The organism is Nocardioides sp. (genome assembly GCF_035481145.1).
In the GTDB taxonomy this organism is placed as follows: domain Bacteria; phylum Actinomycetota; class Actinomycetes; order Propionibacteriales; family Nocardioidaceae; genus Nocardioides.
The window spans coordinates 1-15,266 of sequence record NZ_DATIHB010000076.1 but is presented as its reverse complement, the minus strand read 5'-3'; the positions used below and the strand labels follow the sequence as shown (position 1 = coordinate 15,266).

The window sequence follows — 15,266 nt, the reverse complement described above, 5'->3', positions numbered from 1 at the left end:
GACAGGGTGACTCCTCAGATCGGGCTCTCGTTGCAGAACCGGTCGGGCAGCTTGGTCCCCGGGGCCGGCCCGAGGGAGGTGGGGCGGCCAGGCATGCCGAGCACGACGGCAGCCGGGCGCGAGTGGTCCTGCGATGCCTGCGGCAGCCCGGACCCGTCGCGGTTGGCGAGGGCGGCCTCGCTGTTGCCCTTCACGCACTCGGGGTCGGGACCGTCGAGCGGCAGGCCGGTGAAGAACTTGGCGGCCATGCAGCCACCGCGGCACGCGTCGTACGCCGAGCAGGAGACGCAGGCGCCGCCCGACTGCGGCTCGCGGAGCTCGGTGAAGAGGGCCGACTCCTGCCAGACGCGCTGGAAGCCGCCGTCCTCGAGCAGGTTGCCGGCCTTGAAGGTGTCGTGGATCGCGAACGGGCAGGCGTAGACGTCACCCACCGGGTCGATCAGGCAGACCACGCGGCCGGCGCCGCACAGGTTGAGGCCGGGCAGCGCGTCGCCGAACGCGGCCAGGTGGAAGAAGGAGTCGCCCGTGAGCACGCCCTCCCCCTTCGCGACCAGCCAGTCGTAGAGGAAGCGCTGGTCCTCGGCGGTCGGGTGCAGGTCGTCCCAGACGTCGGCGCCGCGACCACTCGGACGCAGCCGGGTGATCCGGAGCGTGGCGCCGAACCGGTCGGCCAGCTCCTGGAACTCGTCGAGCTGGCGGACGTTCTCCCGGGTCACGACGACCGAGATCTTGGAGTCCTTGAACCCTGCGTCCTTGAGGTTCTGCAGGGCGCGGACGGCCATGTCGAAGGAGCCCCGGCCACGGACCGCGTCGTTGACCTCGGCGGTCGCGCCGTCGAGGGAGATCTGCACGTCGACGTAGTCGCTCGCGGCGAGCCAGCGGGCCCGCTCGGGGGTGATCCGGACGCCGTTGGTGGAGAACTTCACGCCGACGTCGTGCGCGACGGCGTACTCGAGGAGCTCCCAGAAGTCGGGGCGCACGGTGGGCTCGCCGCCGCCGATGTTGACGTAGAAGACCTGCATCCGCTGGAGCTCGTCGATGACCGCCTTGGCCTGCTCGGTGCTGAGCTCGCGCGGATCGCGCCGGCCCGACGACGACAGGCAGTGCACACAGGCCAGGTTGCAGGCGTAGGTCAGCTCCCAGGTCAGGCAGATGGGCGCGTCGAGGCCGCTCTCGAACTGGTCGACGAGCCGCGGGACGGGGGTGCGCGCCGGGGGTGCAGGACGCGTAGGGGTGAGAGTCATGATGCAGCCGCCTCCTGGCGCGGGGAGATCATGCCGGAGCGGGCCAGGGTGGCCAGGGCCGACAGGTAGCGGGGGTGGTCGGCCTCGGCGATGCCCGCGCTGCGGAGCGCCGCGAGGACCGAGGCCGACCGGTCGAGGGCCTCCACGACCCGGACGAGGGCCAGGTCCTTGAGGAAGGAGAGCCGGCGCGATCCGAAGTCGTACACGAGGGCGCCGAACGGTTCGGGCCGGAGGACGACGGACGGCGTACGCCGCCAGGCGGTGTCCGGGTCGAAGGAGGTCATGGTGTCTCGCCGTCCCGGATCAGTAGACGCCGCACATGCCGTCGATCGAGACCTCCTCGACGAGGAGCTCCTCCTCGACCAGGTCGGTGTCGACGTCGGCGGAACGGGTGGTGTGAGCGGACATGTCCGGACTCCCTTCGGATGGTGTGTTGCGTTGGCAAAACCGACGTTAGGCAGCGCAGGCCACGCTCAGCGCCGTCCGGAAGTGCACATCGGCCTCTCCGTTCGGAGGGGTTCTCGGCGGTGTCGGGAGCCCGGTTCCCGCGGCCCTCTCCGACCGGGCAGGTGCGGCACGCGCCGACCGGTCAGCGCCCCCTCCTCACGCCGGATGGTTTGCGTTTCCCGTCCTCACACCGGGGCTGTGACGCGCCTTACGTTCGCCGATGTCACCCGTTCCCACAGGAGGTTTCCCATGCAGGTTGACGAGCTGCTCAAGCCGTTCCCGATCAAGGAGTTCCACCCGTTCCCGCGAGCCCTCATGGGCCCGGGTGCGCACGAGCTCATCGGTCCCGAGGCCATCAAGCTGGGCTTCACCAAGCCCCTGGTCATGACGTCGGGCCTCCGTGGCACCAACGTCGTCCAGAAGATCGTGGACTCGCTGAAGTACCACGGCCTCGAGGCCGTCGTGTACGACCAGGTCGAGTCGAACCCCAAGGACTACAACGTCATGGACGCGGTGGCCCTCTACCAGCAGAACAAGTGCGACTCGTTCATCTCCATCGGTGGCGGCTCCTCGCACGATGCGTGCAAGGGCGCGCGCATCTCGGTCGCCCACGACGGTCGCAACGTCAACGACTTCGAGGGCTTCAACAAGTCCGAGAACCCCAACAACCCGCCGCACATCGCCGTCTCCACCACCGCCGGCACCGGCTCGGAGACCTCGTGGGCCTACGTCATCACCGACACCACGACGGACCCCGACAACCCGCACAAGTACGTCGCGTTCGACGACGCCTCGGTGGCCACCCTCGCCATCGACGACCCGGTGCTCTACTTCGACTGCCCGGTCGACTACACCGCCCAGTGCGGCTTCGACGTGCTCGCGCACGCCTCCGAGCCGTACGTCTCCCGGCTCAACTTCGAGCCGTCGCTCGGCAACGCGATCCGGGCCATCAAGCTGACCGCGGAGAACCTGCGCGAGGCGGTCTGGAACGGCCAGGACCTCAAGGGCCGCGAGGGCATGATGTACGCCCAGTACATCGCCGCCCAGGCCTTCAACTCCGGCGGCCTCGGCATCATCCACTCGATCTCGCACGCGGTCTCGGCGTTCTACGACACCCACCACGGCCTCAACAACGCCATCGCGCTGCCCCGCGTGTGGGCCTTCAACATGCCGGCGCAGTACGGCCGCTTCGCCGACATCGCCGAGGCGATGGGTGTCGACACCCGCGGCATGACGAAGGTGCAGGCGGCCGACGCGGCCCTCGAGGCGGCGATCCGCCTGCTCCGCGACGTCGGCATCCCGGAGAACTTCGTCTCCGTCACCCAGGACTCCTACTCCAAGAACCGCCTGGGCACGGGACCGACGAAGTTCTACGAGAACGCGAAGGTCATCAAGGGCGACGCTGAAGACGTCGACCGGATCACCAACCACGTCCTCGGCGACGCCTGCACCCCGGGCAACGCCAAGGAGTGCACGTTCGAGACCGTGCGCCCCGTGGTCGAGCACTGCATGACCGGCGACCTGGACGACCTGCTGTCCTGAGCCGCCCCCCTGACCGTGCGAGCTGACAGCAGATCTGTCACGCCGACGGTCACACCGTGACTCGGTCCGGCTCGGGAGAGCCGCGAGAGCCCCCGGGCCGGACCGATCCACACCCCACCCACTGCCCTGCCGCCCCACCGCCCCGTCGCCCCAGGAGGCACGCATGTCCGCCCAGCCGCTCGACCCGTCCCTCGACCAGCTCGAGGACCCCTCCCTCGACGCTGACCTCGACCACTCCGGGTTCGCCGACGTCGCCGACGTCATCGACCAGTTCGCGGCCCACGGCTACCTCGCCGACGGGCGCCTGGCGACCACCGTCTTCCTCCAGGCCCACCTGGAGAAGCCGATCCTGCTCGAGGGCCCCGCGGGCGTGGGCAAGACCCAGCTCGCCAAGTCGCTGGCCGAGGTCACCGGACGACGGCTGCTGCGCCTGCAGTGCTACGAGGGCCAGGACGAGACCACCGCGCTCTACGAGTGGGACTACGGCAAGCAGCTCCTCTACACGCAGCTCATGCGTGAGAAGGTCGGCGCGCTCGTCGCCGACGCCCCCGACCTGGCCAGCGCGGTCGACACCCTCGCCGGCGAGGAGAGCGTCTTCTTCTCCGAGCGATTCCTTGCCGCCCGTCCGCTGCTCGAGGCGATCCGCTCCGAGGAGCCGGTGATCCTCCTCATCGACGAGGTCGACCGCGCCGACGAGGCCCTGGAGGCAGTGCTCCTGGAGCTGCTCGCGGAGTACCAGGTCTCGGTGCCCGAGCTGGGCACCTTCCGGGCCCGGCACACGCCGTACGTCATCCTCACGTCGAACAACACCCGCGACCTCTCCGCGGCCCTCAAGCGCCGCTGCCTGCATCTCTTCCTCGACTACCCCGACGCCGAGCGCGAGCTCGACATCATCCGCTCGAAGAAGACCGGGCTCCCCGACGAGCTCGCCCGCCAGCTGGTCGGCATCGTGCGGGGGCTGCGCGAACTCGACCTGCGCAAGGCGCCGAGCATCTCCGAGACCGTCGACTGGGCCCGCACCCTCGCGGTCCTCGGCGCCGAGGAGCTCACGGCCGAGACCCTGTCGGCGACCGCGAACGTCGTGGTGAAGTACGAGCGCGACCTGCGCCGGACGCTGGAGGCGCTGCCGCGGATGGTCGACCCGAACGCCGTCGTCCCCGACCACCTGCACGACCACGGTCACGGCCATGGGCACGGTCACGGCCATGACCACGGGCATGACCACGGCAGCGGGCACGACCACAGGAAGGAGACCCACGCGCACCCCGCGACCGACGAGCCCGATGGTGCCGAGGCACGCCGCGCGATGGACCAGCCTGGCCGGCACGACGAGGCCTACTACGGCACCGGCAACATCGGCCCCTCACGCCCCGTGCCCGCCGGCCAGGGCGCCCGCTCCTTCGGCTCACGCCGCCGGCCCTTCTGAGACCGGAGGGGCTGGGCGATGGACGGCGCGCTCCACCGGTTCGTGCGGCTGCTGCGGCTGCACGGCATCCGCATCGGGATCTCCGAGGTCGTCGACGCGTCCCGCGCGGCGGGAGCACCCGGCGTGCTCGAGGACCGCGAGCTGCTGCGCAGCGCACTGCGCGTCACGCTGGTGAAGGACCAGCGCGACGAGGCGGCGTTCGACCGGGTCTTCGACCGCTTCTTCCGGTTGCGCGCCGTGGTCGACTCCTCCGACGAGCACGGGCACTCGCACGCCCACGACGACCTCGAGGACGACGGCGAGCTCGATGAGTTCGTCCTGTCCGAGGAGCCGGGCAACACGCCCAGCCAGGGACACAGCCACGGAAAGCCGCAGGACATCCGGGACTTCTTCGACCCCGAGGACCTCGCCCAGCAGTACAACCTGCACCAGGAGGCGAACAAGCTCGACATGGCCGCCATGACCGACGAGATCGTGCTCTCCAACGACGGCGCCGGCTCTCGCGCCAACGCGGCGCGCCTCCAGCTCGACACCTCCCGGCTGCACAACCCGGGCCGCCCGGGGAAGATCGCCGATCGCCCGGGGACCCGGCTGGACTCGGAGCTGACCGTCGCCGAGGAGATGGCGCTCCTGGCCTGGCTCGACGAGGGCGACGAGGCCGTGGAGGGCAGCACGGTCGGCACCGACGAGCTGGCCGCCCTCCGCACCGCGCTCTCCGGCCTGCTCGAGGGACTGCCCGACGCCCTGCAGCATCACCTCGAGGAGCTGCTCGCAACCGAAGCAGCCATCGAGTCGCGGGAGGCGCAGGCCCGCGAGATCGACCGGATCGGCGAGTCCGAGCGCGCCACGCTGGAGGAGTCGCTGCGCCGGCTCATCCACAGCCTCCACGGTGCGCCCCGCTCCCGGCGCCGGGAGGCGGCACGCGGCAGCATCGACGGCTCCCGGACCATGCGGCGCAACCTGCGCAGCGACGGCGTCCCCTTCCGACCCGTGACCGTGGCGAAGGTGACCGACCGCCCGCGCCTGCTGGTCCTGGCCGACGTCTCGCTCTCGGTCCGGGCCGCCGCCCGCTTCACGCTGCAGCTCGTCCACGGACTGCAGGGCATGGCCTCGCACGTGCGCACCTTCGCCTTCGTCTCCGACCTGGTCGAGGTCACCGATCTCTTCGCCGAGCACCAGATGGAGGAGGCCCTCTCGCTGACCCTCTCCGGGCTGCCGGCCGGCGGCGTCCTCGACGTGGACACCGACTCGGACTACGGGTCGGCCTTCCGCCAGTTCCTCGAGGAGTTCGGCGGCGGGATCAACCGGCGTACGACGGTGGTCGTCCTCGGCGACGGCCGTGGCAACGGCAACGATCCCGGGACGAGCGCCTTCGAGGAGATCACCCGCCGTGCCCGCGAGACGATCTGGATCACCCCCGAGCCACGCTGGTCGTGGGGACTGGGCAGCTGCGACCTGCCGGCGTACGCCGCACACTGCGACCGCGTGCACGTCGTGCGCGACCTTGCCGGGCTCGATCTGGTGACGTCGCACCTGACGGAGGTGCCCCGGTGACGCTCGCCGCGCCCATCGACCCGCTCGCGGGCGCACCCGGCGCCTACCGTGACGACCTCGTCGAGGTGGTCCGGACCCGCCACGTGCCGATCGGCGCGATCCGGACGGACTCCTTCGCCTTCTGGACCGACCACGACCGGGTGCACCTGGCCCACGACCTGCCGGCAGAGCGGATCGACAACGACCTCGCCGGCCTCGTCGCGGCAGAGCTCTTCGCTCCTGGGTGGCTGGAGGGCAGCGAGCTCTTCGAGCGGCTGATGACGGGCCTCGTCGTCAGTGCCGCCGACGACCCGCTCTCCGCGTGGACGCTCTTCTACCGCAACACCATGGACCGGCTGGCGCAGCTGACGTCGCTCCGACCCGGCGCGGCGACGGAGCCACACCACGGTGCCCTGGTCGAGGGTTCTCTCGCCGGCTATGCCCCGGTGTACCGCCATGCAGCGGGGCTGATCGAGCCGGGCTCGGTGCTGGAGCTCGGCAGCTGTTTCGGCTTCTTCAGCCTCTTCGCCGCCGACCGGTTCGCGATGACCGCGAGCGATCTGTCAGCGAACACCGTCCGGCTGCTCGGTCGCGTCGCTCCCCTGCTGGGCCGGCGGATCGAGACCGTCATCTGCGATGCCGCCCGTGTGCCGCGTCCCGACACGTCGTACGACACGGTGGTCGCCCTCCACCTGCTCGAGCACCTGCCCGCCGAGCACGGCGCCGCCGTCGTCACGGAGATGCAGCGCCTGGCACGGCGTCGCGTCGTCGTCGCCGTGCCCTTCGAGGACGAGCCGACCGCCGCGTACGGACATGTCCGTGTCTTCACCGCACGCACCCTGATCGAGATCGCGATCGCCAGCGGCTGGTCGTGGACCGTCCACGAGCACCACGGCGGCTGGCTGGTCCTGGACCGGCCCTGACCGGTCAGCCGGCCGAACGGCGAGGCATCAGATGAACCCCTCCTTGCTCGCGACGTAGACCGCCTCGGCCCGGCGGCTCACCTGGAGCTTCCGCATGATGTTGCAGACGTGGAACTTGGCGGTCGTCTCGGAGATGAAGAGCTGCTGCCCGATCCCGCGGTTGGACATGCCCCGCGCGAGGAGGCGCAGCACGTCCTGCTCGCGCTCGGTGAGATGCCGGTTCTCGGCCGCGGACTCGGCGTTGATGCCGCGCACCATGGCCGCCGCGCTGCGGGAGTCGAAGGCGCTCTCGCCGCGATGCACCGCCCGGATCGCACGGACCAGCTCGGAGGTGTCCACCTCCTTCACGACGTAGCCCTTGGCACCCCGATGGATCGCCTCCAGCACGAGGTGGTCGTCGATGACCGTCGTGAGCACGAGCACCGCCACCTCCGGATGGGCCTTGTGCAGGCGGGCGCAGAGGTCGATCCCCTCGTTCTCCGTGGACGGCGAGAGGCGGAGGTCGAGCAGGACCACGGCGGGGCTGGCGGTCGCAACGACGGCGAGAGCCTGCGCCGAGGAGCCGGCCTCGCCGATGACACGCAGATCTGCTTCCCGCTCGAGCACCGAGCGGAGTCCCTGTCGCACCATGGCGTGGTCATCGACCAGCACGATGCCGATCGTGGCGATCGCGTCGTGCTCGTCCGGGCTGACGGGGGTCAAGGTGGTCATGTCACCCTCCTCGGGTGGTCGCGCTGGTCAGCGGTATGCGGGACTCGACGGCGACGCCGCCTGCCCGGGAACGACGGATCGAGAAGGTCCCCCCGAGCGCCTCGGCGCGCAGGGCCATGCCGACCAGACCCCGGTGCCGGCCATCGGCGGTCCCCCGCCGCGCGAGCCGGACCGTACGCCGCATGGCGGCCGGTTCGCCGTTTCCGTCGTCGCTCACACGGAGCACCACGCCGTCGGCCAGGTAGCGCAGGCGCACCAACGCCTTGCGGGCGCCAGCGTGCATCGCGACGTTGAAGAGTGCCTCACCCGCCGTCCGGGCCAGCGCGTGCTCGGCAGCCGTTCCGAGAGGCACGGGACTCCCCTCGACCCTCAGCCGGACGGCGAGGTGCGGCCGGTGCTGGGACGCGACCTCCGCGAGGAGCTCGGGCAGGCTGGCGACGTCCTCCGCGGTGCGTTCGTGGTGGAGGGCGTAGATCACCGAACGCAGCTGCTCGGTTGCGGTCGACATCAGGTCGCGGGCCCGGTCGAGCTCGGGGAGGACCTGACCGTCCCGGCCACCCGGCGGACCGGACGCCAGGTCGCCGCGAACCACCTCGAGCACGAGTCCCGCCGTCAGCACCGTCTGGGCGACGCTGTCATGCAGCTCGAGGGCGATGCGCCGGCGTTCGCTGTCGATGAGCTCGCGCTGGTCGGCCACGCGGAGCCGCTGCTCGGCGGCGCGCAGCTCCTCGTTGCGGACCGAGAGCAGGCGGGCCTGCTCGGAGACCTCGTCGAAGAGCTGGTGCGCGCGCCGTTGCTGGGCGAGACCCGTCCGGTAGAGGTCGCCGGTGTGCAGCGAGACGGCCGCGAGGTTGGCGAGGATGTGCAAAGCGGAGAGGTCGGGCGTCTCCAGGGGCAGGTCGCCACGGGGCGCCACGGCCAGAGCACCGATCGCGTGGCCGTCGAGGAGCATGGGGGCGACCACGGCGCCGACGACGTTCTGCGTGGCCCGGACCGGCAGGACCCCTGAGGCCACCTCGCGGATCGCCTCGCGGGCGTCATCCGGCAGCTCCGCGATGTCATCGAGGACCACTCCGACCGCGTCCAGTGCCAGGAAGCGCGGACGGGTCGACGGGAGCGCGTGGGCGGTGAGGGCGAGCACGGCCCACCGTGCGTCGAGGTGGTGCGACGCGACGCGGACGATCTTCTCCAGCAGGGGGCGGGGACCCTCGACCGGGTGCACGAGAGCACCCGAGATCGAGTCCATCGCCGCCACGGTCCGCTGCAGCCGCTCGTTCGACCGTTGGTAGGCGTTGTAGTAGGTCTGCTTGCCGGAGCGCACTCCGGTGAGCGCGGCCAGGTCAGGCATCGCCCGCCGCGCCTCGGGCGGTGGCGGCGAGTGCGGCTGGGCAGTCACAACGACTCGCGGAAGATGCCGGCGATGTCGTCCTGGCCCGCCGGGCGGGGGTTCGTGGCGAGGCAGGCATCGCGGACGGCGGTGATGGACATGCGATCGACGTCCTGGGCGGTCACACCGAGGGAGCCCAGCCGGCGCGGCGCTCCGACGGACTCCGCCAGGTCCTGGACGTACTGCGCGAGGAGCTCGGCCGCCTCGGCGTCGGGCATCCCCTCGACCTGCAGGCCCATCGCATCGGCGAGCATGGCGAAGCGCTCGGGAACCACCTCGGCGTTGAACCGGATCACGTGCGGCAGGAGCACGCCGTTGACCACCCCGTGCGGCAGGTCGAAGAGCCCGCCGACCTGATGGCTCATCGCGTGGGTCGCGCCGAGGATCGAGTTCGAGAAGGCGAGTCCGGCCTCGAGGCTGGCCTGCGCCATCCAGAGCCGGGCCCGCTCGTCACCGGGCACCTCGACGTTGCGGCGAAGCGCCTTGGCGACGAGACGTGCGGCCGAGAGCGCATGCCCGTCGGCCAGCGGGTTGTGACCGAGCGAGACGAAGGACTCGACCGCGTGCGTCAGGGCGTCGAGGCCGGTCGCGGCGGCGAGGTCGTGCGGCATCGTGCTGAGCAGCCGGGGGTCGGTGACGGAGATGTCGGGGACCAGCGAGCGTCCCATGATCGTCATCTTCACCGCGTTGGCGGTGTCGGTGACGATGCAGAACTGGGAGACGTCCGAGCCGGTGCCGGCGGTGGTCGGGATCATCAGCAGGGGCGGGATCGGTTGCTCCACCCGATCGACGCCGGCGTAGTCGCTGATCGAGCCGCCGTTGCCGCTGAGGATGGCCACGCCCTTCGCGGCATCCAGCGCCGACCCCCCGCCGATGCCGACGATGACGTCGCCCCCGCACTCGACGTACGCCGCCAGCGCGGCGTCGATCTCGTGGTCCTTCGGGTTCGGGGTGACCCCCGCCCAGACCTGCGGGTCGAGCCCGACCTCGCGCAGGTGGCGCAGCAGCTCGGCCACCCAACCGGCCTCGATGATGCCGGGGTCGGTCACGATGAACGGCCGGCGCGCACCGAGCCGCCCGGCGCAGAAGCCGGCCTCGGCCAGCGAGCCGAGGCCGAAGACCATCTCCGGCACGTGGAACTTCAGCAGCCGGTCCTCCCGGGGGAGCGAACTCACCGGTGCAGATGTCGCGAGCATCGAACGACTACCTCCTCGACCCGTCCCGTTCGTCCCCCGAGTGACGGTGACCACACGCTAGGTACGTGAAGGTTGCATCGGTGTTGCACCGGGACCGGTCGGCACCGCGACACCCGGGGTGGCCTCGACCGCCCAGCGTTCCTCGACCCGGGCGAACTTCCAGATGAGCACCGAGGCCGCCCAGGCCACCACGAAGAGCAGGGCGATCCCGTAGCCGACGTACTCGAGGTCGAGACGGAGGAAGACCCGCAGCGGTCCCCCGACCTGCTCGCCGAGCATCGCGCCGAGCGTCGCGACGCCGATGATCATCGCGACCACGACCGAGAGCGCCGTGACGGTCAGGTTGTAGTAGACCTTCCGCACCGGTCGTGCGAAGGCCCAGCCGTAGGCGACGTTCATGAACGCACCGTCGAAGGTGTCCAGCAGCGTCATGCCGGCGGCGAAGAGGACCGGCAGCGTCAGGACTGCCCACCAGGGCAGGCTCGCGGCCGCGGCTCCTCCCGCGATCACCAGCAGGCCCACCTCGGTGACGGTGTCGAAGCCGAGCCCGAAGAGGAACCCGATGGGGTACATGTGCCAGGGCTTGCGGACCGCGCGGTTGACCCGGCCGAGGAGCCGGTTCAGCAGCCCGCGGGCGTCCAGGGTCCGGTCGAGCGCCGCCTCGTCGAACTGTCCCCGGCGCATGCCGCGGAAGACCCGCACGATGCCGATGAGCGCAACGAGGTTGAGCACCCCGATCGCGAGCAGGAAGACCCCACTCACGGACGGGCCCCACACGCCCGCCGTCCGCAGCAGCGTCGAGTCCTCGTCCTGTACGCCGTTCGCGAGCGCCCGCACCCCGAAGGCGATGCCCATCACCATCGCGAAGACGACCGAGCTGTGGCCCAGACTGAACCAGAACCCGACGCTGACCGGTCGTTGCCCGTCCGCCATCAGCTTGCGGGTGGTGCTGTCGATGGCGGCGATGTGGTCCGCGTCGAACGCGTGCCGCATGCCGAGCGTGTAGGCCGTGAGGCCGAGACCGACTCCGAGGAACCCGTCGCCGACCGCGTAGTGGCGTGGCGCCACGACCCCGATCAGGAGCCCCCACCCGATCAGGTGGAGCAGCAGCACGAAGCCGAGGGTGCGCATCAAGGAGAGCTTCTGCTCGCGGCCGAGCGTCGGGCGGCGGGCTCCTGGGATCGAGGTCATGTCGCGACCATCGACGCTCTTGCGAGCTCCTCGCAACAAGCTCCGCGGAGGACTCTCCGATCGGAGGGGCGGGTCGGACCGACCGGCCAGCCAGCGACCTGCCCTCGGGCACGACGCCCGTCCCGTGGCCTGGCTTCGCGGCAGCGCAACGTCGCTGCAACGTGAACGGTGTCACACTGGCGGCATGGAGACCGGCATGCGCGCGGAGGTCGCGGCGTCCTGGCACCGCTCGGCGGCCGCGGGGGTGCCGACCGAGAGCGAGACCGCTCCGATCACGCTCGACGACGCCGACCTCCGTGCCGCGCGGGCGGCGCATCCGCTGGCGCAGGTCTTCCCGCTTCTCGACGACGTCCTCGGCCAGGCCGCCCGTGACTGCGATGCCGTCATGGCCGTGGCTGACGAGGCAGGGCAGCTGCTCTGGGTGTGCGGCTCGGGCATCGCGCTGCGGCGTGCGGAGTCGATCGGCTTCGTGGCCGGCAGCAACTGGGACGAGCGGATCGCCGGCACCAACGCCCCCGGGCTCGCCCTGGCCACGGGTGCTCCCGCCACGGTCAACCGGTCCGAGCACTTCCGCCAGTCGGTCCGCAGCTGGAGCTGCGCCGCGGCGCCCATCCACGACCCGGCGACCTCACAGCTGCTGGGCGTCCTCGACGTCACCGGCGGCGACCAGATCGTGGTCCCGCAGACGATGGCGCTGATCCGCGCCACGGTCCGACTGGCCGAGACCGAGCTGGCGCGCGACCGGCTCGTCGTACGGCCTCCGGAGCAGCGGACCAGCCACCCGTCGTTGCGGATCGAGGCGCTGGGCCGAAGCGATGCGCTGGTCACCCTCGACGACGCGCGCGGCCACACCGCGCGCTTCCGGCTCTCGCCGCGGCACAGCGAGATGCTGCTCCTGCTCGCGAGCGCGCCCAACGGCCTCTCCGGCGACGAGCTCGCGGTCCTGCTCTACGAGGACGACGGAGGCTCCTCGACCCTGCGTGCGGAGATGAACCGCCTGCGTCACCTGCTCGACGAGAGCTTCCTGGCGTCGCGTCCCTACCGCCTGACTGCAGCGAGCGCAGGTGACTGGCTGGCCGTGGAGGCGCGCCTCGCCTCGGGCGACGTCGCGGGGGCGCTCCGGATGTTCCGCGGCCCGATCCTCCCCCGCTCGACCGCGCCCGGCGTCGTGCGCATGCGGGAGGCGCTCACCCACCAGCTGCGCGCCGCCGTCCTCGCCTCGGGGCAGGCCGACCTGGTCTCGTCGTGGACCCGCTCCGTGTGGGGCGCCGACGACTACGAGGCCTGGGTGCGCCAGCGCGACCTGCTCGCTCCCGGCTCACCGCTGTGGGCACTCGCCCAGGGCCAGCTCGCGCGGCTCGACCACGAGCTCGGCGTCTGATCGACCCGTCAGGCGGAGGGCGCCACGAGCCGGAGCTCGGCAAACCTGGCCAGCCCGCGGTCGAACGACGCCAGTGTGGCGCCGTGCTCGATCGCGAGTGCGGCGTGGAAGGCATCGGGGACGTCATTGCCCCGGGCCGCGGCCTCGCGGACCAGCCGGTCGAAGATCCGCCAGTGCCGCGCTCCGGCCCGCACCACGCGAGCGCTGGGCGCCTCGAGCGCTCGCCGGCAGGCATCGAGCACGGCTGTCGGGTCAGACGGAGGCACGAAGATCCCCGGATGCGTCAGGATCCGGACCGCACCCGAGAGCGCCAGCTCGCTGACGCCGATCTCCTCGCCCCGCTCGACGAGCCCGTCCAGCCACCGCGTGACCAGGGTGTGCTGCTCGTGGTCGGCGCGCAGCACCGGGAGCCACACGTTGACGTCGAGGAGGATCACGACTCCTCCATCGCCGCCAGGACGGCGGCATTGCTGCGCCAGTCGACGCCCGGGCGGACGCCCTGACCGTCGAGGCCCTCGACCGCGACGTCCGACCAGACGAAGTCGGTGCGCGGCCGTGACTCGCGCGCCGCCAGCCAGGACCGGAGCGCCGCATCGACGATGGTGCCCAACGTCGCGTGCTCGCGCGCCGCGACCAGCTTGACCTCAGCCAGCAGGTGATCGTCGATGGAGACCGTCGTGCGCATGGCTGCATCATAGCATCAGGCGATTGCATCATGATGCGCCGGTGGCTCCTCCGACCACTCGGCGCTCGCCCCGCACCGCTCACCGCTGCCTCCGTGACGACCACCACACGCACCCCTACGCTGGCGGCGTGCAGTGGCGGCGTTCCAGGCGTTCGAGGCGGCCCCGGCTCGGTGGCGAGGCCGACCGGGCGACGTTCCGCACCCTGCACACCGCGGGACTGGCCGCACCGGCCCTCCGCGAGGGCCTGACATCGGCGAGCGCCACCCGCGCGAGCCGGCACCTCCGCGCACTCCTCGGCGTACCTGCACTGGCGCTGACCGACGACCGCGCGGTCCTGGCCTGGGATGGTGCCGACGACCACCACCGTGACCACGCCGCCCGCCTCGCCCAGCAGGTCGCCACCACCGGTCGTACGTCGGCAGCCGGCCCCGACGACCTCGACTGCGGCCGCGCCGGCTGCCGCGCCCGGCACGCGATCGTCAGCCCGCTGCTCGTCGACGGCCGGATCGTCGGGACGCTGCAGGCCTACGCCGACCAGACCTCGGGCGGGCTCGTGCGCGCGACCGACGAGGTGACCCGGTGGGTCGCCGGCCAGCTCGAGCTCGCCGAGCTGACCAGCAGCCGCACCCGCCTGGCCGAGGCGGAGCTCCGCGCCCTGCGCGCGCAGATCAGCCCGCACTTCGTCTACAACTCGCTGACCACGATCGCCAGCTTCGTGCGCACCGACCCCGACCGGGCCCGCGACCTGCTGCTCGAGTTCGCCGACTTCACCCGCTACTCCTTCCGCCGCCACGGCGACTACACGACGCTCGCCGAGGAGCTGAAGTCCGTGGAGCGCTACCTCCTGCTCGAGCAGGCTCGCTTCGGCTCGCGGCTGGAGGTGACGCTGCAGATCGCTCCCGAGGTGCTCCCCGTCGTCGTCCCCTACCTCTGCGTCCAGCCCCTCGTCGAGAACGCCGTCAAGCACGGCCTGGCCCGCACCGACGGCACGGGGAGGATCAGCATCGTCGCCCGCGACCTCGACCAGGTCTGCGTCCTCGAGGTCGAGGACAACGGCGCCGGCGAGGACCCCGAGCGCGTACGCCGCGTGCTCGCCGGCGACCTGGACCAGGACTCGGTCGGTCTCGGTAACGTCGACCAACGCCTGCGCACCAGCTTCGGCGACGACCACGGCCTGGTCGTCGAGACGGCCCCCGGCGCCGGCACGAAGGTGATCGTGCGGGTGCCCAAGTTCGCCCCGGGAGTGAGTGTCGGATGAGTGTGGAGAAGCAGCTGCGGGTCCTCGTCGTCGACGACGAGGCACCTGCGCTCGACGAGCTGCGCTGGCTGCTCGAGCGCGACCGGCGGATCTCCTCCGTGCGCGCAGCAGGCTCCGCGGCCGAGGCGCTGCGGATCCTCCAGGAGGGCGGGGTCGACGGGGTCTTCCTCGACATCCACATGCCCGGCCTCAGCGGCCTCGACCTGGCCCAGGTCCTCTCCAACTTCAAGGAGCCTCCGCCGATCGTCTTCGTCACCGCCCACGACGAGCACGCCGTCGACGCCTTCGAGCTGCGGGCCGTCGACTACGTCCTCAAGCCGGTCCGGCAGGAGCGGCTCGCC

Annotated in this window: 16 protein-coding genes; 7 read left to right on the top strand and 9 right to left on the bottom strand. The window is 71.5% G+C overall.

All coding sequences use genetic code 11. The annotated features are described in order from the left end of the window. Window positions 1-14: 14 nt before the first annotated feature. Genes mftC through mftA form a run of 3 tightly spaced genes read right to left on the bottom strand, consistent with a single transcriptional unit; the run spans window position 15 to window position 1,652 of the window. Window positions 15-1,244 carry a mycofactocin radical SAM maturase gene (mftC, locus tag VLF38_RS06695; RefSeq protein WP_325270501.1) on the bottom strand — a complete coding sequence of 410 codons (1,230 nt, stop codon included), beginning with the start codon at window positions 1,242-1,244 and terminating at the stop codon, window positions 15-17. Then, the gene (mftB, locus tag VLF38_RS06690; RefSeq protein WP_325270500.1) at window positions 1,241-1,528 is read right to left on the bottom strand and encodes a mycofactocin biosynthesis chaperone MftB; all 288 of its coding nucleotides are present in this window, start codon (window positions 1,526-1,528) and stop codon (window positions 1,241-1,243) included. The genes mftC and mftB overlap by 4 nt, the downstream gene beginning before the upstream one ends. Before the next feature lie 19 nt (window positions 1,529-1,547). Continuing rightward, window positions 1,548-1,652 (bottom strand): mycofactocin precursor MftA, encoded by a 105-nt coding sequence (gene mftA, locus VLF38_RS06685; protein ID WP_325270499.1) that lies wholly within the window; start codon window positions 1,650-1,652, stop codon window positions 1,548-1,550. 288 nt (window positions 1,653-1,940) lie between these two features. Between mftA and mdo the strand changes: the two genes are divergently transcribed. The 4 genes from mdo to mftM all read left to right on the top strand — a co-directional run bounded on the left by mdo (window position 1,941) and on the right by mftM (window position 7,115). Continuing rightward, entirely contained in the window at window positions 1,941-3,233 is a 1,293-nt protein-coding gene (gene mdo, locus VLF38_RS06680) for an NDMA-dependent methanol dehydrogenase (RefSeq protein ID WP_325270498.1), read from the top strand. 163 nt (window positions 3,234-3,396) lie between these two features. Further along, window positions 3,397-4,659 (top strand): MoxR family ATPase, encoded by a 1,263-nt coding sequence (locus tag VLF38_RS06675; RefSeq protein WP_325270497.1) that lies wholly within the window; start codon window positions 3,397-3,399, stop codon window positions 4,657-4,659. An 18-nt stretch (window positions 4,660-4,677) separates the two neighbouring features. Then, on the top strand, window positions 4,678-6,213 hold the full coding sequence (locus VLF38_RS06670) for a VWA domain-containing protein (protein WP_325270496.1): 1,536 nt from the start codon (window positions 4,678-4,680) through the stop codon (window positions 6,211-6,213). Further along, on the top strand, window positions 6,210-7,115 hold the full coding sequence (mftM, locus tag VLF38_RS06665; protein ID WP_325270495.1) for a mycofactocin oligosaccharide methyltransferase MftM: 906 nt from the start codon (window positions 6,210-6,212) through the stop codon (window positions 7,113-7,115). Before VLF38_RS06670 ends, mftM begins: the two co-directional genes overlap by 4 nt. A 27-nt stretch (window positions 7,116-7,142) precedes the next feature. Here the strand turns inward: mftM and VLF38_RS06660 are convergent, their stop codons facing one another. The 4 genes from VLF38_RS06660 to VLF38_RS06645 all read right to left on the bottom strand — a co-directional run bounded on the left by VLF38_RS06660 (window position 7,143) and on the right by VLF38_RS06645 (window position 11,600). Then, window positions 7,143-7,826: a MadR family response regulator transcription factor gene (locus VLF38_RS06660; protein WP_325270494.1), complete on the bottom strand. Its 684-nt coding sequence runs from the start codon at window positions 7,824-7,826 to the stop codon at window positions 7,143-7,145. Between the two features lies 1 nt (window position 7,827). Further along, a complete protein-coding gene (locus VLF38_RS06655; RefSeq protein ID WP_325270493.1) occupies window positions 7,828-9,174 on the bottom strand; it encodes a sensor histidine kinase in 1,347 nt (448 codons plus the stop codon). 44 nt (window positions 9,175-9,218) lie between these two features. Then, window positions 9,219-10,388, bottom strand: a complete 1,170-nt coding sequence (locus VLF38_RS06650; protein ID WP_325270492.1) for an iron-containing alcohol dehydrogenase — start codon at window positions 10,386-10,388, stop codon at window positions 9,219-9,221. 78 nt (window positions 10,389-10,466) lie between these two features. Next, entirely contained in the window at window positions 10,467-11,600 is a 1,134-nt protein-coding gene (locus tag VLF38_RS06645) for a HoxN/HupN/NixA family nickel/cobalt transporter (RefSeq protein ID WP_325270491.1), read from the bottom strand. Between the two features lie 184 nt (window positions 11,601-11,784). Here VLF38_RS06645 and VLF38_RS06640 point away from each other — a divergent pair, with 184 nt between their 5' ends. Further along, entirely contained in the window at window positions 11,785-12,981 is a 1,197-nt protein-coding gene (locus VLF38_RS06640; RefSeq protein ID WP_325270490.1) for a GAF domain-containing protein, read from the top strand. 8 nt (window positions 12,982-12,989) lie between these two features. Here the strand turns inward: VLF38_RS06640 and VLF38_RS06635 are convergent, their stop codons facing one another. Both VLF38_RS06635 and VLF38_RS06630 read right to left on the bottom strand, forming a co-directional pair. Then, a complete protein-coding gene (locus VLF38_RS06635) occupies window positions 12,990-13,418 on the bottom strand; it encodes a TA system VapC family ribonuclease toxin (RefSeq protein WP_325270489.1) in 429 nt (142 codons plus the stop codon). Continuing rightward, entirely contained in the window at window positions 13,415-13,666 is a 252-nt protein-coding gene (locus VLF38_RS06630; protein WP_325270488.1) for a hypothetical protein, read from the bottom strand. Before VLF38_RS06630 ends, VLF38_RS06635 begins: the two co-directional genes overlap by 4 nt. Window positions 13,667-13,794: 128 nt before the next feature. On the opposite strand from VLF38_RS06630, the gene VLF38_RS06625 reads away from it, so the two are divergent. Both VLF38_RS06625 and VLF38_RS06620 read left to right on the top strand, forming a co-directional pair. Further along, a complete protein-coding gene (locus tag VLF38_RS06625; protein ID WP_325270487.1) occupies window positions 13,795-14,925 on the top strand; it encodes a histidine kinase in 1,131 nt (376 codons plus the stop codon). Then, window positions 14,922-15,266, top strand: a 345-nt coding sequence (locus VLF38_RS06620; RefSeq protein WP_325270486.1) for a LytR/AlgR family response regulator transcription factor, incomplete at its 3' end; no start/stop codon positions are given. The genes VLF38_RS06625 and VLF38_RS06620, both read left to right, overlap by 4 nt.

What these genes read in the sequence shown, in the direction of transcription:
- VLF38_RS06670 (WP_325270496.1), top strand. Translation starts at nt 4,678, where the DNA reads ATGGACGGCGCGCTCCACCGGTTCGTGCGGCTGCTGCGGCTGCACGGC.
- mftC (WP_325270501.1), bottom strand. Translation starts at nt 1,244, where the DNA reads ATGACTCTCACCCCTACGCGTCCTGCACCCCCGGCGCGCACCCCCGTC.
- VLF38_RS06655 (WP_325270493.1), bottom strand. Translation starts at nt 9,174, where the DNA reads ATGCCTGACCTGGCCGCGCTCACCGGAGTGCGCTCCGGCAAGCAGACC.
- VLF38_RS06640 (WP_325270490.1), top strand. Translation starts at nt 11,785, where the DNA reads ATGGAGACCGGCATGCGCGCGGAGGTCGCGGCGTCCTGGCACCGCTCG.
- VLF38_RS06660 (WP_325270494.1), bottom strand. Translation starts at nt 7,826, where the DNA reads ATGACCACCTTGACCCCCGTCAGCCCGGACGAGCACGACGCGATCGCC.
- VLF38_RS06630 (WP_325270488.1), bottom strand. Translation starts at nt 13,666, where the DNA reads ATGCGCACGACGGTCTCCATCGACGATCACCTGCTGGCTGAGGTCAAG.
- mftA (WP_325270499.1), bottom strand. Translation starts at nt 1,652, where the DNA reads ATGTCCGCTCACACCACCCGTTCCGCCGACGTCGACACCGACCTGGTC.
- mftB (WP_325270500.1), bottom strand. Translation starts at nt 1,528, where the DNA reads ATGACCTCCTTCGACCCGGACACCGCCTGGCGGCGTACGCCGTCCGTC.
- VLF38_RS06645 (WP_325270491.1), bottom strand. Translation starts at nt 11,600, where the DNA reads ATGACCTCGATCCCAGGAGCCCGCCGCCCGACGCTCGGCCGCGAGCAG.
- mdo (WP_325270498.1), top strand. Translation starts at nt 1,941, where the DNA reads ATGCAGGTTGACGAGCTGCTCAAGCCGTTCCCGATCAAGGAGTTCCAC.
- VLF38_RS06675 (WP_325270497.1), top strand. Translation starts at nt 3,397, where the DNA reads ATGTCCGCCCAGCCGCTCGACCCGTCCCTCGACCAGCTCGAGGACCCC.